The sequence below is a fragment of the Flavihumibacter profundi genome (genome assembly GCF_020076305.1).
Classification (GTDB): Bacteria; Bacteroidota; Bacteroidia; order Chitinophagales; family Chitinophagaceae; genus Flavihumibacter; species Flavihumibacter profundi.
In genome coordinates this window covers 250,440-273,547 of the sequence record NZ_JAIQXE010000003.1, presented here as the reverse complement: position 1 = coordinate 273,547, position 23,108 = coordinate 250,440, and the positions used below count along the sequence as shown (strand labels likewise).

The following is a 23,108-nucleotide window of genomic DNA, read 5'->3' as shown; positions in this document are numbered from 1 at the left end:
ACATGAAAATTTTCTTCCGCAGGATTCACCTCTACCTTGGACTGGCTGCAGGCTTAATTATTATGGTGACCTGCTTTACAGGTGCCGTGCTTGTTTTCGAACCCGAATTGCAAATGCTCTTCAATAGGGAACGATATGTAGTGGAGCTGGGTAGCCAGCGCAAATCCCTTGCAGAACTGGAACAGTCTTTTAAGGAAAAATTACCTGCCGCGAAAATAACCGGCATTAAATTGTTCAGGGCGCCGGACCGTACCATAGAAATCAATTACTCTTTTCCTGGACCTAAAAGGAATGGTGATAAAAAGACGGCCTTCATGAATCCTTTTACCGGAGAGGTTATCGCCTTGTATAATTATGGGGATAGTTTTTTCTACGACATGATGTCCCTGCACCGCTGGTTACTGAAAGGCCCGGTTGGAAAACTGGTCGTTGGTATATCCACCCTGGTATTTTTATTTATCCTGGTCACCGGTATCATCTTATGGTGGCCGAAAACAAAAAATATCCTGCGCCAAAGACTATCCCTCAAATGGGACGCGGGCTGGAAAAGGGTTAACCACGACCTGCACCTGGTGCTTGGATTTTATTCGGCCATATTTTTATTCGTATTTGCCTTTACCGGGCTGGCCTGGTCTTTCGAATGGTTCAATAAAGGGATTTATAAGGTTACCAATTCATCCATGCAGGGTGCCAAACTTCCTGTAATTGCCTTCCGGTCCGGCAAGGAATTAATCCAATTTGATGCGGTGCTGGCCACTGTTCAGGCCGTTGACCCTACTGCTGTATTTTATGCGATCAATGCACCAAAAGATTCCACTGCTCCTTTTGCAGTAAGTGTATTGCGCAGGGATGCCCTTCATGAATCAGCCACTGACAATTATTTTGTTGACCGTTATTCTGCTACCCTTGCAGGTGTTATTAAATGGGAGGAACGAAACCTCGGACAAAGAGTACGGGCTACTTTTAAGCCGGTGCATACCGCCTCCATCTTTGGCTGGCCTTCCAAAGTCATCGGGCTGGTCGTTTGCCTTTTGGGTACAAGCTTTCCAATTACGGGGGTAATCATGTGGCTCAACAGGACAAGAACAAGAAAAAGGAATAAACAGTCGCTTACAGGCTAGCCAGGCTTTCCTTTGTTGCTGCTATCGTCTTGTCAAGGTCTTCTTTGGTTAACGCATTATTCAGGAACCAGCTTTCAAATGCTGATGGTGGTAAGTAAATTCCACGATCTAACATTGCATGGAAATATTTTGAAAACCTTGCGTTATTGGCTGATGCTGCGGTGGCAAAATCCGTTACCGCATGGTCACTGAAATGTACACTGATCATTGATCCCATATGGTTGATTATATAGGGCTGTCCCGAGGCAGACAGCACTTCTTCCAGGCCATTCTTCAGGTAAGTTGTTTTTGCATCCAGCTCATTGTATAAACCCGGATTTTTTTGCAATTCGGTTAAGAGGGTATAACCGGCAATCATGGCAATAGGGTTGCCACTTAGGGTTCCGGCCTGGTATACTTTTCCAAGTGGTGCTACCACATCCATGATTTCCCTTTTACCACCAAATGCACCAACAGGCATTCCTGCACCGATTACTTTTCCATAAGTAACGAGGTCTGCATTAATGCCCAGCTTTTCCTGCGCACCACCCGGGGCCAGCCTGAACCCGGTCATCACCTCATCAAAGATGAATACAATACCATCTTCATCGCACAACTGCCGGATGCCTTCCAGGAATCCTGGTTCAGGTAATATGCAACCCATATTTCCTGCTACGGGTTCAACTATAATCGCGGCAATTTCACCTTTATGCGTACGCGCTAATTGCTTTACAGCAGCCAGGTCATTATAAGCGCAGGTTAGCGTATCATTGGCTACACCGGCGGTAACGCCAGGTACTGTCTGGATATTTAAAGTGGCCAGTCCGCTGCCGGCTTTCACCAGGAATGAATCTGCATGGCCGTGGTAACATCCCTCAAATTTCAGGATCTTATTTCTGCCGGTAAAACCACGGGCTACCCTGATAGCGCTCATACAGGCTTCGGTTCCGCTGCTTACCATCCTGATCAGGTCAACATTTGGCGCCATGCTTTTAATGAGCTCGGCCATCTTCACTTCCAGTTCCGTAGGCGCGCCATAAGATGTTGAATAGGCTGCATATTCCTGTATGGCTTTTACTACCGGCTCATAGGCATGGCCAAGGATCATTGGCCCCCAGGAGGCGATATAATCTATATACTGGTTGCCATCAACATCATGCAAATAGGCCCCTTTCGCTTTCTGGATGAATAACGGCGTGCCGCCTACACTTTTAAATGCGCGTACCGGCGAGTTTACACCACCGGGAATGGATTCCTGTGCCCGCGCAAATAGCGCTTCGCTGGACTTAATATTTTTCATCGGTTGTTTTTTTATTCATCTCCCGCAAAATCATCGTATGCCTTGATCTTCTTGGTGGCCTTGAATTCAATGATGCGGTAATCGGCCAGGTCGTTTATTTTAAAGGGATCTTCTGCAACAATTGCCTCGACTTCCTGCCTGTTGGAAGCTTTTGCTAATATGATCCCGCCTTCACGGGGTTCTTGCCTTCCTGAGGCAAGGAAAATCCCTTTGTGGTAATATTTGTCGAGATATTTTACATGTGGCACCATCGCTGCATCAATTTCAGCAGGGGGTACCTTGTAGGTTAATTCGATGATAAACATATTCCCGTTATTTTAATTATTAACCGATCAGCTTTACTGCATCTTTTGCAAAATACGTTGCAATCATATCTGCCCCGGCGCGCTTAATGGCCGTCAGTGTTTCCAGTATTGCCTTATCTTCATTGATCCAGCCCATCTTTGCGGCTGCTTTTATCATGGCATATTCCCCGCTGATATTATAGGCACTAACAGGAACGGACACACTGTTTTTTACATCCCTGATAATGTCCAGGTAGGCCAGGGCGGGTTTTACCATTACAATATCTGCTCCTTCTTCCACATCCATCAATGTTTCCTTTATTGCTTCAGTGCGGTTGGCATAATCCATCTGGTAGGTTTTCTTATCGCCGAACCCCGGCGCACTATCCAGCGCATCCCTGAAGGGTCCATAAAAGCAGGATGCATACTTCGCACTGTAACTCATGATGCCGGTATTGGTGAAACCGTTTTCTTCCAGGCCTTTCCGGATTGCCCCGATCCTGCCATCCATCATATCACTGGGTGCTACAAAGTCTGCACCGGCCTGTGCGTGGCTGATGCTCATCTTCACCAATGCTTCTACCGTAGGGTCATTTACGATTTCCCCGTTTTCTACTATGCCATCATGCCCATAGGAGGAGAAGGGGTCAAGGGCTACATCAGTCATCACCAGCATATCAGGAACTGAGGCCTTGATCGCTTTAATACTCCGCTGCATCAACCCATCTGCATTCCAGGCTTCCTTGCCGGTATTGTCTTTCAGTTCATCTTTGCATTTGATGAAAAGTAATACAGATTTCAGTCCCATTTTCCAGAGTTCCTTCACTTCTTTTACCGTGATATCCAGGCTGTTCCTGTAGTAGCCGGGCATTGAAGCGATTTCTGTTTTTATGCCCTGCCCTTCATCTATAAATAGGGGTACAATGAAATCACTGGCGCTTAAACTGGTTTCAGCTACCATCGACCTGATGGCCGGCGACTGGCGCAATATTCTGTTTCTTCTTTGCAGGTACATAATCGGAATTGTTACAGGAATGTAATTTATTTTTTTCAGACCCAGTCCACCGGGTGCAGGCAGGCCTGCAGCAGCTTGTCTTCTTCACTGCCTGGCGCGGGCTGGTAATTGTATTCAAATCGTACAGTTGGCGGCAGGCTCATCAAAATACTTTCGATCCGGCCATTTGTTTTTAGCCCGAATAAAGTGCCCCTGTCGTGTACCAGGTTAAATTCTGTATAACGGCCGCGCCTGATTTCCTGCCAATGTTTATTGGCTTCGGTATAGGGTTGGTTTTTTCTTTTTTCAACAATGGGTATATAGGCTTCCATAAAACTATCGCCGCAGGCTTTGCCGAAATCCATCCACCAGTTTACATCCCTGTGTTCATCGGGTCGCTGGTAGTCGTAAAAAATTCCGCCTATGCCTCGGCGTTCCTTGTTGCGGTGCCAGTTGACAAAATAATCATCACAGGTTTTCTTAAAGCGGGGGAAGAATTCAGGATCAAATTTATCGCAGGCATTTTTATAGACCCGGTGGAAATGCCGCGCATCTTCTTCATACAGGTAGTAGGGAGTGAGGTCGGTTCCACCACCAAACCAGCGATCCACGCAATCACCATTTTCATTGTATAATTCAAACATCCGGTAATTGCAATGCACCGTCGGTACAAATGGATTCATCGGGTGTAGCACAAGGCTCAGTCCGCAGGCAAACCAGCTATGGCCATTTATCTTCAACTGGCTGCGCATGGCATCTGTTACTTCGCCATACACTACCGAAGTATTCACACCGCCTTTTTCAAACACATTACCATTGGCTATAACTCTTGTTATACCGCCGCCTCCTTCAGGCCTGGTCCACACATCTTCCTGGAAAACCGCTTTCCCGTCGCTGGCTTCAACAGCAGCGCAGATGCGGTTTTGAAGGTCGTGTATGTATTCGATCCAGGTCTCTTTAGGGCTGCTCATTCAATAACTATTTACTATTCACCATTCACTATTCACCATTCACTATTCACCATTCACCATTCACTATTCACTATACTCTTTTACCGCGTCTACAAAAGCCCGCGCATGGTCCACCGGTACATTGGGTAAGATGCCATGTCCAAGGTTGGCGATATGACGGTGGCCGCCAAATGCAGACAACATGGTATGTACCTGTTTTTTGATTTCGGGTATGGGTGACAGTAACCTGGCGGGATCAAAATTCCCCTGTAGGGTTACTTCATTACCGGCAAACTGCCTTGCCATCTCTGGCCTGATGCACCAGTCTATGCCTAATCCATGCGCACCGGTCGCTGCCATTTCCTCAAGTGCGAACCAGGCTCCTTTTGCAAAGATTATTGTGGGCACTTCCTCTTTCAGCGCAGCCACGATCTGGCGGATATATTGCAGGGAAAATGTTTCAAAATCAGCCGGACTCAATAACCCGCCCCAGCTGTCAAAGATCTGCACAATATCTGCACCTGCTTTTACCTGGCCTTTTAAATAGGCGATGGTGGTATCAGTGATCATCTGCAACAGCCGGTGCGCTGTTTCAGGCTGCGTATAACAAAATGCCTTGGCTTCATCAAAAGTTTTGGAACCCTTGCCCTGCACCATATAGCATAACAGGGTCCATGGTGCGCCGGCAAAACCAATCAAAGGCACACGGCCATTTAATTCCTGTTTGATCAGGCGGATGGCATCAAACACATAATGCAACCTGTCCTGCACATCGGGTACGACTACACGGTCCAGGTCTTTCAATTGTTTTATAGGGTCTGGCAAAAACGGGCCTTTGCTTTCTATCAATTGTACTTCTAATCCCATGGCCTGGGGCACGACCAATATATCTGAGAATAATATGGCAGCATCAACGCCAACAATATCTACAGGCTGGATTGTAATTTCACAGGCCAATGCAGGGGTCTGGCATCTTTCGAAGAAGCCGTATTTCTCCCTTAATACCATGTATTGCGGTAAATACCTTCCGGCCTGGCGCATCATCCAAACGGGTACCCTTTCTGTTTTTTCTCCTCTTAGCGTACGCAGGATCAGGTCATTTTGTAAACTCGACATTATAGTTGCTGCTTTATTTTTTGTTTCCTAAAATTTCAATGGCTTTGGCTACCAGTTGTTCCTTGCCTGGTTCGTCGGCTATAATTATTTTATTGCCTGCATATTTCCGGATTGCATTGGCCGTTGTGTTTCCAATGGCAAATGCCAATGCATGGTCGGGTAAACGGTTATGGATGAAAAAACTGTCTACCGCACTTGGACTATAAAACAAAACCCCGGCGAAGGGTTCGGTTAATTTGTGTGGTGTGGCGACTGTTTCATACACTACAATTTCATTCACCAGGATCCCGGCTTTTTTTAATTTGTCGGGCAATTCATCCCGGCGCTGGTCCCCGCAGAAGAAAAATACTTCATCAGCATAGCTGCCATCAATTATGGCGTCTGCCAGGTTGCCTGCACTGTCTGCGGTTCCGGCAATACTTTCTTCCCCGAAATAATCGGCAACCAGTTTTCGCGTGGTGTTACCAATGCAATAGATCTGCCAGTCGGGTACATGTCCGAATAAGATATCTGTAACGGCATCAACTGCATTCATGCTGGTAAATACAACAACAGTTTCCATGAGTGCCGCCTGCTCTACCTCTTCTGCAACTTCAATGGTTTGCACGGGTGCCGTGTCGATAAATGATAAGACACGGATGTCAATCCCCTGCCTTGAAGCCTCCTGCAGGATCTCATCGTCTAATGGACGCGTACTTAATATGTTGATGGTATCACCCACTGTTCCTGATTTCGTCAATGATCGATTGTGCGCCTTCGCGTAATAATTGTTCTGCACCTATAACACCTAAAGAAACAGAATCCGGGTCAAATGGTTCTTCCAGTTCCACGGAAAAATGGTCTTTACCATCTGGCGAAAATATATTCCCGTTAAAAATCACCTTATCATTTTCCATTGTAGCGAGGGCGCTGATAGGCGTTGCGCAGCCACCACTCAAAGTGCGCAGGAAATCGCGTTCCATTCTTGTACAGATCGCTGTGGGAGCATGGTTCAGCTGGCTGCATACTTCATGCGAATAATTATCAACTTCCCTGCAAACAATTAATATGGCGCCTTGTGCCGGGGCCGGTAACATCCAGTGCAGTTCGATGGCATGCGGCGGGCGAAGGCCAATTCTTTCCAGTCCGGCTGCCGCGAAAATGGCAGCATCCCAATCTTCTTCAGATAATTTCCGAAGCCTGGTATTGACATTGCCCCTGAGGTTGGTAATGGTGTGATTGGGATAACGGTTAAGCCACTGCGCTTTTCTGCGGATGCTGCTTGTTGCGATCATGGCAACATCATCCGGATTATCGAGGAAACTGGTGGTTGTTTTTGGCACCAGCAGGTCAGTATAGTTTGCTCTTTCCAAAATGGCAGCTGGAATAATTCCTTTGGCCATTTGGGTAGGGACATCTTTCATGGAATGGACAGCAATGTCTATGCGGTTACTGAGCAGCGCTGCATCCAGTGTCTTAGTGAAAACGCCGGTAACCCCCATTTCGTACAACGGTGTTACCAGGTCAATATCACCATCGCTTTTGATCATCACCAGTTCACTGGCGAAGCCTTTTTCCTGCAACAAATTTTGCACATGGGTTGCCTGCCAAACAGCCAGCTGGCTGTCTCTTGTTCCGATTCTGATTAATTGTTTTGTCATCTTAGTTAATACCAATGGCGATGAAATCATTGATCGCCTCGAGGTAATGGCAACCGCGTTCATTTCTTACGCGCATTTTTGCAGCCATCGTGTTGAGCACTTTCTGGATCCTTTCGGCAGTATCATCTGATGATGTGAAGGTAGTGCAGGTATGGATTTCTTCGAGTTTGATTTTTACCTGGCCCAGGACAGCCAATTGTTTGCGCATTTTGCACCAGTCGAGGAACTCGGCCATCTGGGTGCTGATAATTGTCCGTGCTTTTGGCACTTCATTCATCCGCATCTGGAGTGTCTCATCTTTCATGCGGGATAGCTGGTCTACGTTCAGCAGGTTTTTTAATGGCAGGTCAGCTACTTCGGGATGCACATTATTGGGAATGGATAAATCAATAATCCATTGTTGTTTTGGTGCTGTTAATTGCGCGGCCCTGATGATCGGCTCATCAGCATTTGCGGCCACAACAATAATATCGGCGTCGGCAATGCCCTCATTTAATTGCTCAGCGGGTAAGGCCCTGATATTTAATTCCTGCGCAAGCTCACGGGCTTTTTCGTAAGTGCGGTTTACCAGGGTTATATTCCTGCACCCGAGGTAGTCGACCAGGTTCTTGCAGGTGTTGCGCCCGATCTTACCGGTACCGATCAGTAATACATTTTTTGCAGCTACATCCCTTACCTGTTCTTTCAGGTATTGTATTGCTGCGAAGGAAACGGATACCGTACCACTGCTTAGGGCTGTGTTGTTCTTAACGAGTTTGGAGGTTTGCAGCGACTGGTTGTATAGTCTTTCGATAAACGGACCGATGCCCTGGTTTTCCTTGGAAAATTTTATAGCCAGTTTGATCTGTCCTACAATTTCATAATCGCCCAGGATCTGTGAATCGAGCCCGGTGGCTACTTCAAACAAATGCTGTACTGCCTCCTTACCGCGGTGCAGGTAAGCAATGGAATGAAACAGTTGGGTGGATTCACCGGTTGCTTCGCAAAGCAGGACTACCAATTGCTCAATATCGCGGGCGATTCCATAAATTTCAGTGCGGTTACAGGTAGACAGGATAAACAACTCAGCGATGCCTCTTTGTTTGGCAGCAGCCAGGATCCAGGCATACTGCTCATTGCTGATCGCAAACCGGCTCCGGGTACCAGAGTCGGATTTTTTATAGCTGATACCAGCTACGAAAAAGTGTTGTAAATCTTTTGGATAATCTCCCATAAACAATTGTGCAATTCCAGAACAAAAATAGCCCCCATATCCCGTATCGGCTAGGGGTGAATGTCAGGGTTCTGTCATTTTGTAGCTGACAAATGAATTATTATGATGAATCGGCCGCGAGGGCCTAGTTTTGCCAATCACTTTAATAGAAGGAATTATATGAAGCGTGGCATTGTATTGATGAATCTCGGGTCACCAGATTCTACATCTGTAAAGGATGTGCGGAAGTACCTGGCAGAATTCCTGATGGATGAGCGCGTAATTGATATGTCATACATCGCAAGGCTCCTGCTCGTGAGGGGTATTATTGTTCCATTCCGTGCGCCGAAATCAGCGAAGGCCTATAAATCAATCTGGACCAAAGAAGGGTCTCCGTTGATCGTGATTACCCGCCATCTCCAGGAAGCCCTGCAGGCGCAGGTTTCCGCGCCGGTGGTGATTGCCATGCGCTATGGTTCGCCATCTCCTAAAGAGGCTTTTGATGAATTGATGCGTCGCGACCCCGAAATCGAAGAAGTAATTGCTGTGCCGATGTACCCGCATTATGCGATGAGCAGCTATGAGACTGCAGTTGAATATGCTAATGAGGTTCATGCAAAGGGTAAGTATCCGTTTAAGCTGGAGATGGTCCCGCCTTTTTACCAGCAACCCGATTACCTGGATGCCCTGGCCGAAAGTATGGCGCCTTACCTGCAGCAGGACTATGATCATATTGTGTTTAGTTACCATGGGATTCCTGAAAGGCATGTCCAGAAGACTGATATCACGGGTTCGCATTGCCTGAAAGTGGAGAATTGCTGTTCGGTGGATTCCGCTGCACATGCTACTTGCTATAAGCACCAGTGTTTGGTGACCATGAAAAAAATTGCAGGGCGACTGAATATCCCGGAATCAAAATATAGTTTTTCATTTCAATCGAGGTTAGGCCGTGACGAGTGGCTGAAGCCATATACCGTAAAGCGCCTTGAAGAAATGCCCAATGAAGGGATTAAAAAATTATTGGTAGTTTGCCCTGCTTTCGTAAGCGATTGTCTCGAGACCCTGGAAGAAATGGCAGTAGAAGGGAAAGAAGTTTTCCTGCATGCGGGCGGCGAAGAATTTACACTGATCCCCTGCATGAATGTGCACCCGAAATGGGTTGAGACGCTGAAGAAGTGGACGGAAGTAGTGAATGGTGAATAGTGAATGGTGAATAGAAAAGCCTCCCACCCATTCACCATTTACCATTCACTATTCACCATTCACCATTCACCAAAACAAAAGCGTAAGTTAAACTCCAAACACTTGTACACCTACCTAAAAGCACTGCACATCATCTTCGTAGTAACCTGGTTCGCCGGGATGTTTTACATGCCCAGGCTATTTATTTATGCCACTGAAGCAGGGGATAGGCCCGGCAATGAGCGCGATATTTTGCGCGGGCAGTTTGCTATTATGATGCGGAGGCTGTGGTATGGCATCACCTGGCCTTCCGCAATACTGACCCTGATACTGGGTACATGGGTGATGGTCAATGGCAAGTGGGACAGGCTGCTGTTTGATACCGCGGGACAATGGTTATTACTGAAATTAATTTTTGTGGTATTCCTCTATGTGTACCATTTCACCCTGCACCATATTTTTCGCCAGGAGATGAACGGGATTTATAAATACAGCTCCAATCAATTGCGGCTTTGGAATGAAGGGGCTACCGTATTTTTATTTGCTATCGTAATGCTGGTGGTGGTAAAGGAAAGTATGAGCCTGGTGTATGGTTTGGGTGGGATTGTTTTACTGATTGTTGCCTTATTTGCTGCCATTAAAATATACAAGAATATCAGGGAAAAAGGCGGACAGTAATGTTTTCGTGGTGATTATTTTGCCCTCATAAATGCAATATCATAGCTAACGCCCTGAACTGCCTGGAAATAACTGCCGACCAGTAAGTTTTTTTCTGGTAAATAGGTTAACGTATAATTGGAACCCGGATAATTCTCATCCCTTAATTCAATATAAAGCTGAAGGGCTCCGTTAGTAACCTGCCAGTTTGCCTTGCCTACATTAATTGGGTTAGGATTAAAATATCCCGCCTTCAGGAGACCACCTTCCGACAATTCGGTAATCTTTAACTGATAAGGCGCATCTGTCCTGATCCAGTCACCAACAACCTTATTTTTTTCGACAGGATTTTGTGGCGTAGTGTTCACCGGTGCGCTGCCCGCAGGGGCTGTGTCGGTCGTTTCATTTGCTGCCTGTTTTTGGTTGCAGCTAAAACTTAAAATTGTATATACCGTTAGCAGTATTAATGAAAGATGGCCCCTTTGCATTAGCGAAATTTTATTGAATTGAATTCTTACTCTCCTTTTCCTTCCTTTTCTTCGCCGCCGCACCCTTGCCGATTGGAATGCCCACGTTTAGGTAAAACGCCCGGTTCGTTTGGTTCGGGCCCGAATCATCTACAAGGATATCTAAAAGCCCCAGGTAATACTGGATGCCGATATTCATTCCGTTACCACCCATCAGCCGGTAACCCGCACCCACGGCAAGGCCTGCATCAATCGGATGGTACTGTTCTTTTGTTTTCTTTTTTAATTCAAGGTCATCACCACTTTCAACATTTTTTGTAAACTCATCATAGGCTTTGTTCATCAACCCAAGTTGTGCACCTGCTTTTACATAGATATGGTTTTTGAACTGGTATTTCATCATGATAGGAACATTGAAATAGCCGAGATTCGTTCTTACAGAACCGCCTTTGAAGGCAGTGTCAAGAATTGGGTCGTTCAGTGAATATACCGGCATCCCTTTTGCACCCATGGGCGATTTTACGATAACACCGGTGTTTATCATCCATGCCGGGTTTTTCAGTTTAAAATCAAAATAGAAACCGAGATTAAAACCGTTCATGCTATGTGCCCCGTTCTTCCCATTGATGGTTGAAACATCCAGTCCGCCATCCAGTCCAAATTCAATCTTATCAGAATTCAGTTTGTCACCGAAGACCAGGGAAATGAGTACCTGGGCCTGCCCGGTATAGCAATAAAATGACAGGATAAAAAATGCGATAATTTTTTTCAATGCAGTTTTTTTATAATCCGAAACGATACTGGAGACCAGTTGTAAACTGTACCCTTGAACTTAGGAAGCCGCCTTCAGCGCGGATCATGAAATGCTTATTTATCTGGAATTGCGTGCCGACAATAAAGTTCCACATGTCCTTTGGCTTTTTATCCATTGAATACTGCACTGTGGCAGTTTCCGCATTAGTAAGCACCTGGCCAGCCGCGTTTAATATCTCACCGGCCCTTGCGAGGGTTGCATTGGCTGCATTGTATTTAGCTTCGTTTACAGGGTTATTCTGCTCTGCCTGTGAAAGTCCTGACCACCATGCATCCACCTGTTGTTGTGCGTTGTCTACTTTGGCGTTAGCAGATTCAATCTTACCACCCATTTCATCAATTGGTAAAACATCTTTCAGGTTTATAGAGCCGGCGGTGCTTGAATTGAGGTGTACCCTGAATCCCCCGGCCCAGACTGCAAGGGTTTGCTCAGGTTTCCTTTTGTTTATTTTGAAATTTTTTCCCAGGCGCGGACCAAAAACAAAGGTGAATGCGGGCTTAGTCAGTTGCGGTACATCTGTCCAGGCCACGTTCATATCCAGGGCCAGGAACCCACCGCCTACGCCAATTGTAGGTGTCATCCCGAAGCCAAAAGTGGTGGCATCGAATTTAACCAGCGATCCGGCAGAAAAAATTTCCTTTTCAGTATTGGTGGAATCTTTTATCCAAACCCCAAACCCCACATCGGTTGATGCCTTCGACTTACCCAAAATTCCATAGACGTTCAGGAATGGGAATAGCCAGATATCCGGTCTTACCGTTATTGCACTGGCAGTGGCCACGGCTTTATCAAAACGTACCAATCCATCCAGGTTATACATGGGCCCATTATTAAATCCTACTTGCAGGTTGCTGATAATCAGGTCTGACCTCTGCCAGAAGTATTGTACGTTTAAGCCGGCAGAGTAAGGCAAACTATATCCGGCCTTGGTTGCCTGCTTACCCCAGATGGGCAGGGAGTAAGGATATTCGGACTGCTTAATACTGTCTATGGCCTCAACATTTTTCTTACCTACTTCCTTGTTGGTAAACACCTGCGCAAGGGAAGGCAGGGAAGCTAATAAACAAACCGGAAGGATTATGCGATAAAGTTTCATATCGTATTGTTTTTCAGTAAATGCAAAACGCTAAATAAAATATTTTATAACGGGAAGGGTATGATTTTGGTCATCCCCGGGGTTGATTTAAATGTAAATACCAGCCTGCCCCCGCTAAATAGCCTTACTGTAGGTAGGCAATTGAATAGCGGTTTTATTTTTTAACAGGTACAAATCAAATGCGGCGCAGATATTCCTGATGAAATGATGGCCAAGTGGTGTAACCGTTAGCGCGCTTTCATCCCAGCTTATCAATCCATCTTCTGCAAGGCCTTCCAGTTGCGGAAAAGAAAATAGCCTTAGGCTGTCGAGGTCTTTTGCATTGAACCTTGTGGCTCCCTTGCAACTGATATCAAGTATGTATCTTTTGAAGGAAAGGTCTTCATCACTTAAAAAATAGCCTTTGGTAATATCCAGTTTACCCGCATTGATGGATTGGTAATATTCACCGATCGTTTTATTATTCTGCGCATAGCCATTGCCGGCATCACTGATACTTGACACACCCAATCCTAAAAGTAAAGCTGTTGCCTGTGTGGTATAGCCCATGAAATTGCGGTGCAGCCTTCCTTCCTGCCGTGCTTTGAAAAGTTCGTCATTACGAAGGGCAAAATGGTCCATACCAATATCATTATAACCATTTGCTGAAAAAATGAATTTACCCAGCCGGTACAATTGCATTTTCATTTCTGCAGGGGGCAGGTCATTTTCATCGAAAAGCCTTTGCCCGCGGCTTGTCCAGGGTACATGGGCGTAACTGTAAAACGCAACCCGGTCGGGTTTCAGTTCAATGCATTGTGTCAGGGTGCGTTCCATGCTTTCCGGGGTCTGTTTGGGCAACCCGTAAATCAGGTCAAAATTGACGGATGTATAGCCGATTTCCCTGGCCCATTCGGTTACTTCCACTACGTTTTTAAATGGTTGGATCCGGTTGATGGTGAACTGCACAACCGGGTCATTGTCCTGCACGCCCAGGCTCAGCCTGCGAAATCCAAGGTTATATAAAGTGAGCAGGTGCGCATGGGTGGTATTGTTAGGATGGGCTTCAAAACTAAACTGGTGGTCCGGATGGATAACAGCCTGCCCCAGGATCGTCTCCAATAATTTTTGCAGGTTCTCCGGTGAAAAAAAAGTCGGTGTGCCACCGCCGAGATGCAATTCACGGATCACCGGTTTCTCAGGCATCAGCTGCAGGTAAAGTTCCCATTCCTTAACCAGCGCATCCATGTAGTTTTCTTCAACGCTATGGTTGGTGGTAATTTTTTTATTACAGCCGCAATAGGTGCACAAAGATTCACAGAAAGGCAGGTGGATATACAGGCTGATGCCTTCCTTTGAATTGTTTACCGTGAATTGTTTTGAAAAACATGCTGCCCAGTCTTCTGTGCTGATTTTTTCCTTCCAGTTGGGAACAGTTGGATAACTGGTATATCGCGGAATGGGCTGGTTGTATTTTTTTAATAAAGATGCAGTGATCATAACAAATGCTTACTTCTTAATGATAAGCAAAGAAAGAACCCGTTGAAGCCTGTGTATATGACGGCTGCTCTTGTATGTTATGATTTTAATCAGTTCAGCACCTGTATTGTCATGGCATTGTAAAAATAGTGAATGGTACATCTATTCACCATTCACTATTCACCATTCACCAAAAAGAGGAAGGGGGCTAGACAACCCCCTATTTTAACCCCTAAACCCTAAACCGTAGAAAACTTTCCCATTTTTTCCGGCCTTGCCGGATGGTATATTTTGATGGTGAATTGATCACCTTTTTGCTGTCGCTTTCTTGTAATAAATAGTTCCAGAAATTGTGCCAAATCCGAAAAATGTGGAAAAGTCGGGCTTTCTTAACAGCTGAAAATGAGATTTTTAACAGATTTCATCGTGGATTTGCCCCGGCCTCGTAAAGACCCAAAAAGGGACAGTAATTTTTCACGTAAACAGGGCAAAATACTATCGTAAGCTTACCGGTTTGAACAGGGTAAATATTAGTACTATCTACGATGTATATACGCGGTTAACCCGGTGTTCAGGTGTTTTTTGCGGATGCTAAATATTCTTCTATTTCATCCTGGTAGGGGATAGAGCTTTGCGCGCCATGCCGGGTTACGGATATGGCTGCTGCTGCACTCGCGGTTTCTATCGCATTGGCAAAACTGAATCCTTTTGTGATGGCAACAGCCAGGACGCCATTGAATACATCACCTGCTGCAGTAGTATCTACCGCTTTTTCTCGGTATGCCTTATAATGCACTGTGCCGGACCGGTCGTGCAATAAGCAGCCGTTTTCACCCATGGTAATGATAACATGCTGTACCCCTTTTTGCAGCAATAGTTCAGCTGCTTTTTCTGCTGTGTCAGTGCCGGTAATTTTTATCCCGGTTAATATTTCTGCTTCCGTTTCATTGGGGGTAAGCAGCCAGGTGTTTTTTAATAACGCATCACTTAAGGTTTGCGCCGGGGCTGGATTTAAAATAAATTTCACCTGGTTACGTGCTGCAAACGCGGCAATGTATTCAACTGTTTCAATGGGTATTTCCAATTGTGCCAATACCAGTTTTGCTTTTTTAATTTCTGCTTCGAAGGGCTGGATATCTGCAGGTAATAAATGCATGTTGGCACCCGGTGCAACGGCTATGGAGTTTTCCCCTTTTGCCGAAACAAATATTTGTGCAATGCCGGTAGCTTCGTGTTGGTCTTTAAGGATATATTTTTCCGGGAATCCTTCCCTGAGAAAATGTGCTTTGGTGTTCTCGCCAAAAATATCAATGCCCAGTTTGGTGATGAATGCAACATCGCCGCCTGACCTGATTGCTGTAACGGCCTGGTTGGCGCCTTTCCCGCCGAATATCATGGCCGATTTGCCGCCCAGGACGGTTTCGCCAATGGCGGGGATTTTGGGCAAGGTTATTACCAGGTCTACATTTGAACTACCAATTACTACCAGTTCCATACTGCAATCATTAATTTATTTATTGAAACCATTAACGGCTAGGCGAGTTTTGAATAGATGATAAGTGCCAGTCCCAGCAGGAAGCAAACAAACATTAAGGTGATCAGCCAGTTTTTGGATGGTGGCAGGTCTTTGAGTTCTTTCCAGATAAACACTCCCCAGAATGCTGCTACCATGGTAGCGCCCTGTCCGAGGCCATAGGCAATTGCCGGTCCGGCTTGTTCGGATGCGATGATGCTGAAAGACATCCCGATTCCCCAGATAATACCGCCCAGCATGCCAATGAAATGCAGTTTAGGCGAACCCAGTGAGAAATAATCCCTGAAGCTTACCCTGGTGCCTGCAATGGGACTGTACATATTGATGGTGTTGAATAAAAAGTTGGATACCATCAGGCCGGCTGCAAAAACAACCAGGGCGGTATAGGGGGTTAGCTTTCCTGCTTCGGGGGTTACAAAGCTGGCGGACATGGATTGGGCTACATACTTGTAGAAGAAGCCCATGGCCACGCCGGCAAGGAGGGAGATGACAATGCCTTTAAGCGGCGTCTGCTGGCCTTTTTTGAGGATGTTTTTATAGGCGATGGCATCGAGGAGGATTGCAATGGCCACCAGGAAAACGCCACTGAATAGAATGGTCGCGTTGCCCTGGGGGTTGTCCCTGTAATTCGTAATAACGCCCAGCACCAATGCCAGTCCTATGCCGATGGGGAAAGCAACGGCCATTCCGGCAATATCGATAGCCGTAACCAGCAACAGGTTAGCCAGGTTAAAAATGATACCTCCCAGTAAAGCGGAATGGATGTATTGTGGCTCGGCCTGGTGGAAATCATCCAGGAAACCCCGGCCCTGATCGCCATGGGAGCCCAGGGTGAAAGCCAGGAACAGGGTAATAACTAAAATGCCCAGCGAGTAATCCCAGTAAAACAACTGGAAGGGCCATTTTTTGCCCGACAGTTTCTGGGTATTGGCCCAGGAGCCCCAGCAGAGCATAGTGATAAAGCAAAACAGTACGGCAATCGTGTAGTTACTGATGATATACATGGCAATGCGAAATTCGTATAGCCTAATATAAACTTTTTTGGCGGGGTTGGTAGAAGGTTTAAACTCAATACGTTTCAAAAGATTGGTAGTTAACCTTTCTTCTTTTGGTTAATCAATCCAAATAAATAGGGTTCATACCTGCAAAAATCCCTACTTACTCTTTAGTTAAAATATAATTTGAATTGACTCCGTTTAAACCTATTGGAATTAACATTTTCCCATTCTCTTTTATAAGCCATTCTTCTTTGACAAATATCCTATCAACCTCAAGTCTAACTCCAAAACAATTTGACTTTTGGTCCCTTAGAAAATACGAAGGATATCTGAATTCTCTTGCATCTATAATATAAAAATCCTTAAGTGTTGTTTTACGATTAATTTGCTATAGCTGTTTTCTTTTCCTAAATAGAGACAGGTGCTCCTCATAACTAAGTTGATTAATACCATCCATTAATTTAACTAGCAGCTCATACTTTTTATCACTTTCCATTTTGATTATGCCAACCACCTGGCCTACTTTAATATTATCGCCCTTTTTTACATTTATCGATACCAAATTACCGTAAATAATTTTTCGTCTATTTGAAATAGCCATTATTATGTATAATGAACTATCAAGAGAAAAAGTATCTACTACCTTAGAAGCATACATCGCAAAAGCCGTATCTTCTTCTGCAATAATATTTACGTATTCAGCAAAATCATGATAGCCGCTTAAATTTTCATGCGCAACTTTTATAATTCCTGACTTCACAGGACAGTTCTTAATCAGTATTACACTATCCTGTCCTACACTAGTGTTAATTAAGCATAGAGAAATTGAAAGGAGAAATAATAAATGTTTACTTGGCATCTTTACTCTTTTTTTTCTTCTTTTCTGTTGTCTCCGCAGCAGCTTTGTCTCCAGTTGCGTGCGCCTCCTTTTCATGGCGACGCTTATTTGTATCAAAAACCGGATTAGACCTGTTCTCCTGATACCTCCGTGTTTTAGAATCTATTTTCTTTTGAAAAAAATCCGCAAAATTCTGTAAAGAATGAGCTCCTTCATGGGCGCCAATTTTATTCAGTACTACATCCATAGCATCTTCTGGAGTTAGGCCCATTACTGCAGCAACCATTTCCGCTTCTAGTGCAAGTGAATATTCATCTAATACAATTGTTGTCATATCCCATTCACTAGTTTTGTCATACTCACCTGAACCAGCATTAAATGACCAGTTCTTATCAAAGCTATCTGAACTTCCACCCTCAGTGGCAGTTAAATAATCAGCCGTTGTCATAGTTTCACCACCAGCATGCCCTTTGTTTAATCTCTTGCCAACATTGTCATTTTTATCTTTGGAATTATGAAATTCAATAAAAATTGTTCTTTTTGATTTTTCCATTGCATTCCAAACTCTTGTACCAGTTTCAGATTTTAATAACGCATTTTGCAATTTTTTCACTCTGGGATCATTTGGATTTCCAATTTCTTCACCATCAATATCAATGTATTTAATTGGGTTGTTAGCTGTGTAATTGTAAGGACTTAGTGGATAATACTTCTCGCTAAGCGGATCAATTCTGTGCCACCTTCCAATTTGTGGATCATACATCCTGGCGCCATAGTCATACATCTCCAATCCAGTTCCATCGCTGAACTCTTTCTCTTGTTTCTCTTTGCCATTGTATTCGTATTTGTTGTCCAGTTTATTTATAGCCCTGGAACTTATCCCTGCCATTGTTAGCCCGAACGGATAGTAACAGCCTTATTCATTCTTTGACATATTGCAAAACCCACATTAAACTGTCGGGGAATTGTAAACTTATTCTATCAAAATCAATTGGAAGAATAAGCATTCGTGAATTTGCTGGATTATCTGGATTGTAAATTAAAGGAAAATATTTCCCAACAAATGCCTTTTCACAATCACCTTGTGTTATTTTGCTTGACAAGATTGAATAAGTTCCAATATACTTTTTCCCATTTAATTCATAATTGTACTCTACTAAAATATGGCCACCATTGCCCTTACCTCCATATGTACATTTGGTTATTATTCCTGTTTGTGAACTATGGTTTTCATTTAATTTAGATTTACCCCAAAATCCCCAAATTATCCATATACTAGCAAAGCCTATAACAACAACAATTGCAATTATATTCTTCATACTACTTGTCATAAAATACTTTCCTTATTTTTTATCGGTTGTAGTAATTTGATCTATGGTTCCCGATGCTGTGCCAAAAACCGTTTCAGCAGCATAGGTGGTACTCTTGAATCCAAATTCCATTTTTAACCCACTCCCAAATTTATCCGCCCCCAAATTCCCAACCGTAGATAGTAGAATTGATTTAAAAACATTAGGGTCATAAATACTGCTAAATATTGTGTTATTATTTATAGAAGTAGGTGAAAGATTAATCATTGCACCAGGTATGCTTCCTATTAATGGGTTGGCTAGTAAAGCGCTAGATATAGTACTAACAGGGTTAATATTCTTTAAATTCCCATTTTGAGTTATTAATTGTGCAGTTAAATCAGCGCCTCCAGAAAATAATACCATTGATCCACGCTTTAATGCAAATAACCTTAAAGCTATTTTCCCTAACCTTGCAGATAACATAAACTCACCAGCTGGTGCAAGCCAGCTTGCATACTCCAATGCCGTTAACTCTTCTTTTCGCTGCTGCAAGTGTAATTCATGCAGCCAGCGCTCGCTTCTATCGTAGTTTGTCAACCAATTCCTAAGGCCTCTATCTTTTACACTCTCAAATGAAACACCCTGTCCGCGTAAACTCCAGTATGTATTTTTTAAATTCTGTGTGCTGTGCCGTGCAGTTACTGTGACATTATCCAATACCTCCTGCTCGTTTCCAGCGCCTGTACCCTCTGTTCTCTTTTCTTTCTTTCTTTTTCTACCAGTAAAATCTTCACCTTCCAACCCAAGAGGATCATTAAATCGAATTGGATTATTATACGAAAAACTATACGGCGAATAACCTAACGCTACTTCAGCCAATTCATCTACCTGCCCGAACCTTCCAAGCTGCGGATCATACATCCTATTTGTAGCATCATACATTTCCAGGCCCGTACCATCACTGAACTCTTTGGATTGAAATTCATTTCCACCATTGAACTTATACCGATTCTCCAGTTTGCCAGAAGCTTTAGAGGATATGCCCGCCATTGTTAGCCCGAACGGATAGTAATGATCGTCCATTTTTAGCTAGGCTTTCCATTTCACTGGCAACCACTTTTTAGTCGTATCAAAGAACTACTTACAGCATCCAAAATAGACATTTCTTTTTCAATAGAACTGTGATTACTTCCTCATGCATTAGGATTTAAGAGATGCAACGGTACTTGGAAGGAGTCAGATATGTGGTTATTTGGCCAGCTTTTTAAGCCTGTTGATCTAGAAAGCTCTTATTCCTGTGACCGAATAATCGGTGAGCCTACAGGTTATTTGGCATTTCCAGTGTGTATGAAAAGGCGAGATAGCCTTTCTTACACATTGAAAAATTAACCGATCTGAGTATTTTAGAGCATTATTGCAATTGGTCAATTTAATACGGAAAACAGTGGTCAGCTTTCAAAGGAATTTAGTGGTCACATTGAGCGGAATTTCCTGTCCATAATGTCTCTGCCGATTATTTAATTGCCTAAATTTGTGCAAATCAGCTAATAATAGCTGACAAAAACAACCTTTCAGATTTGGAAACTGGTAAAATCATCGCAGCACTCAGGGATAAAAAGGGCTGGTCACAAACAGATCTCGCCGTCAAAAGCAAGGTCTCCCGGGTCATGATCGGTAAATACGAGCACGACGAAGCGGTGCCCTCCATCGATGCCGCCAAAAAAATCGCCGATGCCCTCGAGGTCTCACTGGATTACTTCGTCGGTGAAGGCGTACTCAATGGGTTTGATAAAAAAACACTCAAGCCTTCGCAGGAACACGAGCACCTCGAAGAGGATAAGAAAAAAACACTCTTCGATCTGATCGATAACTATATCCGCGATGCCAAAGCCCGCAAAGCCTACACCCACTAAAAAAACTACCATGGAAGAGATCGTACACCTGCGCATAAAAAAAGAATACGGTGCCGAACTGATTGAAGATTTGATTCGTGCGCAAGCCCTGGAGCCGGTAGGTGAAAATGATACCGATATACCAGAGTGGCAAAAGGAAGCGGTACGCCAGACCCTGCGTCAGGTGCAAGAACATCCGGAGCAACTGCAGTCCTGGGAAGTAATTAAACAAAAATACAAGCGGCCCTGATGACCACTTTTGAACTCGTCTGTCGATGCTGCTAATGATGTTGATCAGGCTGTTGACTTCTACAATGGCCTATCCGATAGGCGGGCTTTGAGTTCACTGATACCATCGACCGGTACTTGTCTAAAATTCAGCAACTGCCCTCAGCTTCCGCTATCCGCTATGATGAAGTCCGCGTGATGCCGATTGATACTTTTCCATTTACCATTCATTACACCGTAACAGAATCGCAGATCGTCATCCTAAGAGTGTTCAATACATTTCAGAAGTCAGCCATATAATATACTGATAATACATCATTATCTAAATGTTACCACCTACTATCTGATCTAAGTATTTCAAAACTATCATCACTTTTAAAGTGCCTGACAAAATTTATATACTTGTTTTCAATTAAATAAAAATTCTTTCTCGTATCATCATAAGTTTTCATAAGTAATGTAAAACTGTCTGCTGATTTCGAGTCTTTTTCTCGCACGATTTCAAGAAAATCAATTTTATTATCGTTGTTGTAATCGCCAAAACTTAAGCCAGATCCGTAGATTGAAGACAACAAACAATAGTTGATATCGTCTTTGTTCGTTATGTCAAAAAGATTGCAATAAACAAAACTTGTAGTAGTCCCACTTCCATATCTAATTGCATTAAGGATTAAATAGTTTTTATTGTTTAAAATGAAACCAAATAGTTCAAAAGAACCATAATCCAAATCACAACTTGGATTAAATCCAGGTCTATCATTTGTGACAAACACCTTTCCAAACAATTTAAAATAACCGCAGCTGACATTGGCTTGTTTTGGGTAATAGCAAAAATCGATTTTAGATTTCGAAAACTTGTAATATTCTATTCTTTCACCTGAATGAACTTCCGTTCTTTTCTTGAAAATACCATTGAGTTTTTTGGGAGAGTTAGAAGGAATATCTATAAGTGACCTAATAACAGTATCATATTGACCAAATGCGATTGAACAAACCAATAGCTCTAACACTATAAAAAAAAAGTATTTCATAAACTCAACTTTAATAGGGTCTGCCTCCCCCGCGAACAAAAGCAGGGTAGATTCTCATAAATACGGTTTCTCCTTGTCTCGCTGTTGTTTGTCTGCGATAAGTAGTACCATTTTCCTTTTTCGTTAACGGATTATCCGGAACAGTTGTATGGCTTGGGTCGGTTACATTTAAACCAAACCGATGTGAGTTTTTGCTCAAGTCTCTACCATCCCACCCAGTAGCACCATTAGAATAGTCCGTTCCACCTGTTAAAGCATTGATTGCCGCAGCAGCAGAGGATTTCATTTCACTATTAGCATTTCTCTGCTCGGATGTGGCACCTTGAAAATTTCCATATCGTACATTTCCATCAAATGTTGCATTTGAAATATCGCTTAGAGTATTATCCAATGAAGCATTAGCTCCTCGAGCATTATTATTATTTACAGAGGCCGAGGCAATTCCAAATTTCTCTTCACTGGAATTAGCCGTTTCACTTGATTCGGCATAAGCAACAGCGGCTAGTTTCAAGAAAGTGGAATGTCCCACCTTTAGTTCTGTTAGTCCAGCGCCCCCGTCTTTATTACCCCATGTAGCTACAAAATCGTGTACCTCTACTGATGTCTGAGATTGTTTTTGCGTGAGTTGTTGATCTGATGTGGTATTTGATACGTAAACTCGATTATCATTTTTACCATCGTTGCCAATATGGGTTCCATTTTGATTATAAATATCTCCCCACATCCCATCAGGGTCTATAAATCTAATTGGATTATTAAAAGTATACGTATAGGGCGACCACCTTCTTCCTTTTTCACACAATGGATCAATCACATTCCACCTGCCTATTTGAGGATCATAAAAACGAGCTCCATAATCGTATTCGTCTAATCCTGATCCATCCGAGAACTCTTTCTCTTGTTTCTCCTTGCCGTTGTATTCGTATTTATTGTCTAGTTTCCCTGCTGCTTTCGACGATATCCCTGCCATTGTTAGCCCGAACGGATAGTAATCATCGTCCATTCTTGGCCAGGTTTCCGTTTTCGTTGTCAACCCCTTCTCAGC

General features: G+C 43.8%; 24 protein-coding genes and 1 pseudogene. 5 read left to right on the top strand and 20 right to left on the bottom strand.

Annotated features, from left to right (window positions below):
- Nucleotides 1–2 precede the first annotated feature (2 nt).
- The gene (locus LAQ65_RS15830; protein ID WP_224117969.1) at nt 3–1,121 is read left to right on the top strand and encodes a PepSY-associated TM helix domain-containing protein; all 1,119 of its coding nucleotides are present in this window, start codon (nt 3–5) and stop codon (nt 1,119–1,121) included.
- On the opposite strand, the gene hemL is transcribed toward LAQ65_RS15830, so the two are convergent.
- The 8 genes from hemL to hemA form a co-directional block, all read right to left on the bottom strand.
- Nucleotides 1,111–2,400 (bottom strand): glutamate-1-semialdehyde 2,1-aminomutase, encoded by a 1,290-nt coding sequence (hemL, locus tag LAQ65_RS15825; RefSeq protein ID WP_224117968.1) that lies wholly within the window; start codon nt 2,398–2,400, stop codon nt 1,111–1,113. The genes LAQ65_RS15830 and hemL overlap by 11 nt on opposite strands.
- An 11-nt stretch (nt 2,401–2,411) precedes the next feature.
- Nucleotides 2,412–2,705: a YciI family protein gene (locus LAQ65_RS15820; RefSeq protein WP_224117967.1), complete on the bottom strand. Its 294-nt coding sequence runs from the start codon at nt 2,703–2,705 to the stop codon at nt 2,412–2,414.
- A gap of 19 nt (nt 2,706–2,724) precedes the next feature.
- Nucleotides 2,725–3,699, bottom strand: coding sequence for a porphobilinogen synthase (hemB, locus tag LAQ65_RS15815; RefSeq protein ID WP_224117966.1), 975 nt, complete (start codon nt 3,697–3,699; stop codon nt 2,725–2,727).
- A gap of 35 nt (nt 3,700–3,734) precedes the next feature.
- Nucleotides 3,735–4,649 (bottom strand): oxygen-dependent coproporphyrinogen oxidase, encoded by a 915-nt coding sequence (gene hemF / locus LAQ65_RS15810; RefSeq protein ID WP_224117965.1) that lies wholly within the window; start codon nt 4,647–4,649, stop codon nt 3,735–3,737.
- A gap of 63 nt (nt 4,650–4,712) precedes the next feature.
- Nucleotides 4,713–5,744: a uroporphyrinogen decarboxylase gene (hemE, locus tag LAQ65_RS15805; RefSeq protein WP_224117964.1), complete on the bottom strand. Its 1,032-nt coding sequence runs from the start codon at nt 5,742–5,744 to the stop codon at nt 4,713–4,715.
- A 13-nt stretch (nt 5,745–5,757) separates the two neighbouring features.
- On the bottom strand, nt 5,758–6,465 hold the full coding sequence (locus tag LAQ65_RS15800; protein WP_224117963.1) for a uroporphyrinogen-III synthase: 708 nt from the start codon (nt 6,463–6,465) through the stop codon (nt 5,758–5,760).
- Nucleotides 6,458–7,384 (bottom strand): hydroxymethylbilane synthase, encoded by a 927-nt coding sequence (hemC, locus tag LAQ65_RS15795; protein ID WP_224117962.1) that lies wholly within the window; start codon nt 7,382–7,384, stop codon nt 6,458–6,460. Before hemC ends, LAQ65_RS15800 begins: the two co-directional genes overlap by 8 nt.
- A gap of 1 nt (nt 7,385) precedes the next feature.
- The gene (gene hemA / locus LAQ65_RS15790) at nt 7,386–8,597 is read right to left on the bottom strand and encodes a glutamyl-tRNA reductase (protein ID WP_224117961.1); all 1,212 of its coding nucleotides are present in this window, start codon (nt 8,595–8,597) and stop codon (nt 7,386–7,388) included.
- A 159-nt stretch (nt 8,598–8,756) separates the two neighbouring features.
- On the opposite strand from hemA, the gene hemH reads away from it, so the two are divergent.
- Together hemH and LAQ65_RS15780 are read left to right on the top strand one after the other, a co-directional pair.
- A complete protein-coding gene (hemH, locus tag LAQ65_RS15785) occupies nt 8,757–9,779 on the top strand; it encodes a ferrochelatase (protein WP_224117960.1) in 1,023 nt (340 codons plus the stop codon).
- Nucleotides 9,780–9,881: 102 nt separating this feature from the next.
- Nucleotides 9,882–10,436 carry a CopD family protein gene (locus LAQ65_RS15780; protein ID WP_262901494.1) on the top strand — a complete coding sequence of 185 codons (555 nt, stop codon included), beginning with the start codon at nt 9,882–9,884 and terminating at the stop codon, nt 10,434–10,436.
- 14 nt (nt 10,437–10,450) lie between these two features.
- Here the strand turns inward: LAQ65_RS15780 and LAQ65_RS15775 are convergent, their stop codons facing one another.
- The 10 genes and pseudogenes from LAQ65_RS15775 to LAQ65_RS15730 form a co-directional block, all read right to left on the bottom strand.
- Nucleotides 10,451–10,903: a hypothetical protein gene (locus LAQ65_RS15775; protein ID WP_224117958.1), complete on the bottom strand. Its 453-nt coding sequence runs from the start codon at nt 10,901–10,903 to the stop codon at nt 10,451–10,453.
- 10 nt (nt 10,904–10,913) lie between these two features.
- Nucleotides 10,914–11,654: a porin family protein gene (locus LAQ65_RS15770; protein ID WP_224117957.1), complete on the bottom strand. Its 741-nt coding sequence runs from the start codon at nt 11,652–11,654 to the stop codon at nt 10,914–10,916.
- A 10-nt stretch (nt 11,655–11,664) separates the two neighbouring features.
- A complete protein-coding gene (locus LAQ65_RS15765; protein WP_224117956.1) occupies nt 11,665–12,792 on the bottom strand; it encodes a hypothetical protein in 1,128 nt (375 codons plus the stop codon).
- Between the two features lie 114 nt (nt 12,793–12,906).
- On the bottom strand, nt 12,907–14,271 hold the full coding sequence (hemN, locus tag LAQ65_RS15760) for an oxygen-independent coproporphyrinogen III oxidase (protein ID WP_224117955.1): 1,365 nt from the start codon (nt 14,269–14,271) through the stop codon (nt 12,907–12,909).
- 550 nt (nt 14,272–14,821) lie between these two features.
- Complete coding sequence (gene rbsK / locus LAQ65_RS15755) at nt 14,822–15,745, bottom strand: ribokinase (RefSeq protein ID WP_224117954.1); 924 nt, start codon at nt 15,743–15,745, stop codon at nt 14,822–14,824.
- 38 nt (nt 15,746–15,783) lie between these two features.
- Nucleotides 15,784–16,866: a GRP family sugar transporter gene (locus LAQ65_RS15750; protein ID WP_224117953.1), complete on the bottom strand. Its 1,083-nt coding sequence runs from the start codon at nt 16,864–16,866 to the stop codon at nt 15,784–15,786.
- Between the two features lie 304 nt (nt 16,867–17,170).
- Entirely contained in the window at nt 17,171–17,641 is a 471-nt protein-coding gene (locus tag LAQ65_RS15745; RefSeq protein WP_224117952.1) for a M23 family metallopeptidase, read from the bottom strand.
- Nucleotides 17,631–18,518: pseudogene (locus LAQ65_RS15740) on the bottom strand (RHS repeat-associated core domain-containing protein); the annotation flags it as partial. The pseudogene LAQ65_RS15740 and the gene LAQ65_RS15745, both read right to left, overlap by 11 nt.
- A gap of 22 nt (nt 18,519–18,540) precedes the next feature.
- Nucleotides 18,541–18,939, bottom strand: a complete 399-nt coding sequence (locus LAQ65_RS15735) for a DUF3592 domain-containing protein (protein ID WP_224117950.1) — start codon at nt 18,937–18,939, stop codon at nt 18,541–18,543.
- A gap of 24 nt (nt 18,940–18,963) precedes the next feature.
- The gene (locus LAQ65_RS15730; protein ID WP_224117949.1) at nt 18,964–19,995 is read right to left on the bottom strand and encodes an RHS repeat-associated core domain-containing protein; all 1,032 of its coding nucleotides are present in this window, start codon (nt 19,993–19,995) and stop codon (nt 18,964–18,966) included.
- Nucleotides 19,996–20,489: 494 nt separating this feature from the next.
- Here LAQ65_RS15730 and LAQ65_RS15725 point away from each other — a divergent pair, with 494 nt between their 5' ends.
- Both LAQ65_RS15725 and LAQ65_RS15720 read left to right on the top strand, forming a co-directional pair.
- Entirely contained in the window at nt 20,490–20,825 is a 336-nt protein-coding gene (locus LAQ65_RS15725; protein WP_224117948.1) for a helix-turn-helix domain-containing protein, read from the top strand.
- Nucleotides 20,826–20,835: 10 nt separating this feature from the next.
- The gene (locus LAQ65_RS15720; protein ID WP_224117947.1) at nt 20,836–21,054 is read left to right on the top strand and encodes a hypothetical protein; all 219 of its coding nucleotides are present in this window, start codon (nt 20,836–20,838) and stop codon (nt 21,052–21,054) included.
- A gap of 307 nt (nt 21,055–21,361) precedes the next feature.
- Here LAQ65_RS15720 and LAQ65_RS15715 read toward each other — a convergent pair whose 3' ends face one another.
- Together LAQ65_RS15715 and LAQ65_RS15710 are read right to left on the bottom strand one after the other, a co-directional pair.
- Nucleotides 21,362–22,063 carry a hypothetical protein gene (locus tag LAQ65_RS15715; protein ID WP_224117946.1) on the bottom strand — a complete coding sequence of 234 codons (702 nt, stop codon included), beginning with the start codon at nt 22,061–22,063 and terminating at the stop codon, nt 21,362–21,364.
- Between the two features lie 10 nt (nt 22,064–22,073).
- Entirely contained in the window at nt 22,074–23,066 is a 993-nt protein-coding gene (locus tag LAQ65_RS15710; RefSeq protein WP_224117945.1) for an RHS repeat-associated core domain-containing protein, read from the bottom strand.
- Between the last annotated feature and the right edge of the window lie 42 nt (nt 23,067–23,108).

Coding starts and splice junctions, on each gene's coding strand:
- LAQ65_RS15830 (WP_224117969.1), top strand. CDS start 3: ATGAAAATTTTCTTCCGCAGGATTCACCTCTACCTTGGACTGGCTGCA.
- hemL (WP_224117968.1), bottom strand. CDS start 2,400: ATGAAAAATATTAAGTCCAGCGAAGCGCTATTTGCGCGGGCACAGGAA.
- LAQ65_RS15820 (WP_224117967.1), bottom strand. CDS start 2,705: ATGTTTATCATCGAATTAACCTACAAGGTACCCCCTGCTGAAATTGAT.
- hemB (WP_224117966.1), bottom strand. CDS start 3,699: ATGTACCTGCAAAGAAGAAACAGAATATTGCGCCAGTCGCCGGCCATC.
- hemF (WP_224117965.1), bottom strand. CDS start 4,649: ATGAGCAGCCCTAAAGAGACCTGGATCGAATACATACACGACCTTCAA.
- hemE (WP_224117964.1), bottom strand. CDS start 5,744: ATGTCGAGTTTACAAAATGACCTGATCCTGCGTACGCTAAGAGGAGAA.
- hemC (WP_224117962.1), bottom strand. CDS start 7,384: ATGACAAAACAATTAATCAGAATCGGAACAAGAGACAGCCAGCTGGCT.
- hemA (WP_224117961.1), bottom strand. CDS start 8,597: ATGGGAGATTATCCAAAAGATTTACAACACTTTTTCGTAGCTGGTATC.
- hemH (WP_224117960.1), top strand. CDS start 8,757: ATGAAGCGTGGCATTGTATTGATGAATCTCGGGTCACCAGATTCTACA.
- LAQ65_RS15775 (WP_224117958.1), bottom strand. CDS start 10,903: ATGCAAAGGGGCCATCTTTCATTAATACTGCTAACGGTATATACAATT.
- LAQ65_RS15765 (WP_224117956.1), bottom strand. CDS start 12,792: ATGAAACTTTATCGCATAATCCTTCCGGTTTGTTTATTAGCTTCCCTG.
- hemN (WP_224117955.1), bottom strand. CDS start 14,271: ATGATCACTGCATCTTTATTAAAAAAATACAACCAGCCCATTCCGCGA.
- rbsK (WP_224117954.1), bottom strand. CDS start 15,745: ATGGAACTGGTAGTAATTGGTAGTTCAAATGTAGACCTGGTAATAACC.
- LAQ65_RS15745 (WP_224117952.1), bottom strand. CDS start 17,641: ATGCCAAGTAAACATTTATTATTTCTCCTTTCAATTTCTCTATGCTTA.
- LAQ65_RS15735 (WP_224117950.1), bottom strand. CDS start 18,939: ATGAAGAATATAATTGCAATTGTTGTTGTTATAGGCTTTGCTAGTATA.
- LAQ65_RS15730 (WP_224117949.1), bottom strand. CDS start 19,995: ATGGACGATCATTACTATCCGTTCGGGCTAACAATGGCGGGCATATCC.
- LAQ65_RS15720 (WP_224117947.1), top strand. CDS start 20,836: ATGGAAGAGATCGTACACCTGCGCATAAAAAAAGAATACGGTGCCGAA.
- LAQ65_RS15715 (WP_224117946.1), bottom strand. CDS start 22,063: ATGAAATACTTTTTTTTTATAGTGTTAGAGCTATTGGTTTGTTCAATC.
- LAQ65_RS15710 (WP_224117945.1), bottom strand. CDS start 23,066: ATGGACGATGATTACTATCCGTTCGGGCTAACAATGGCAGGGATATCG.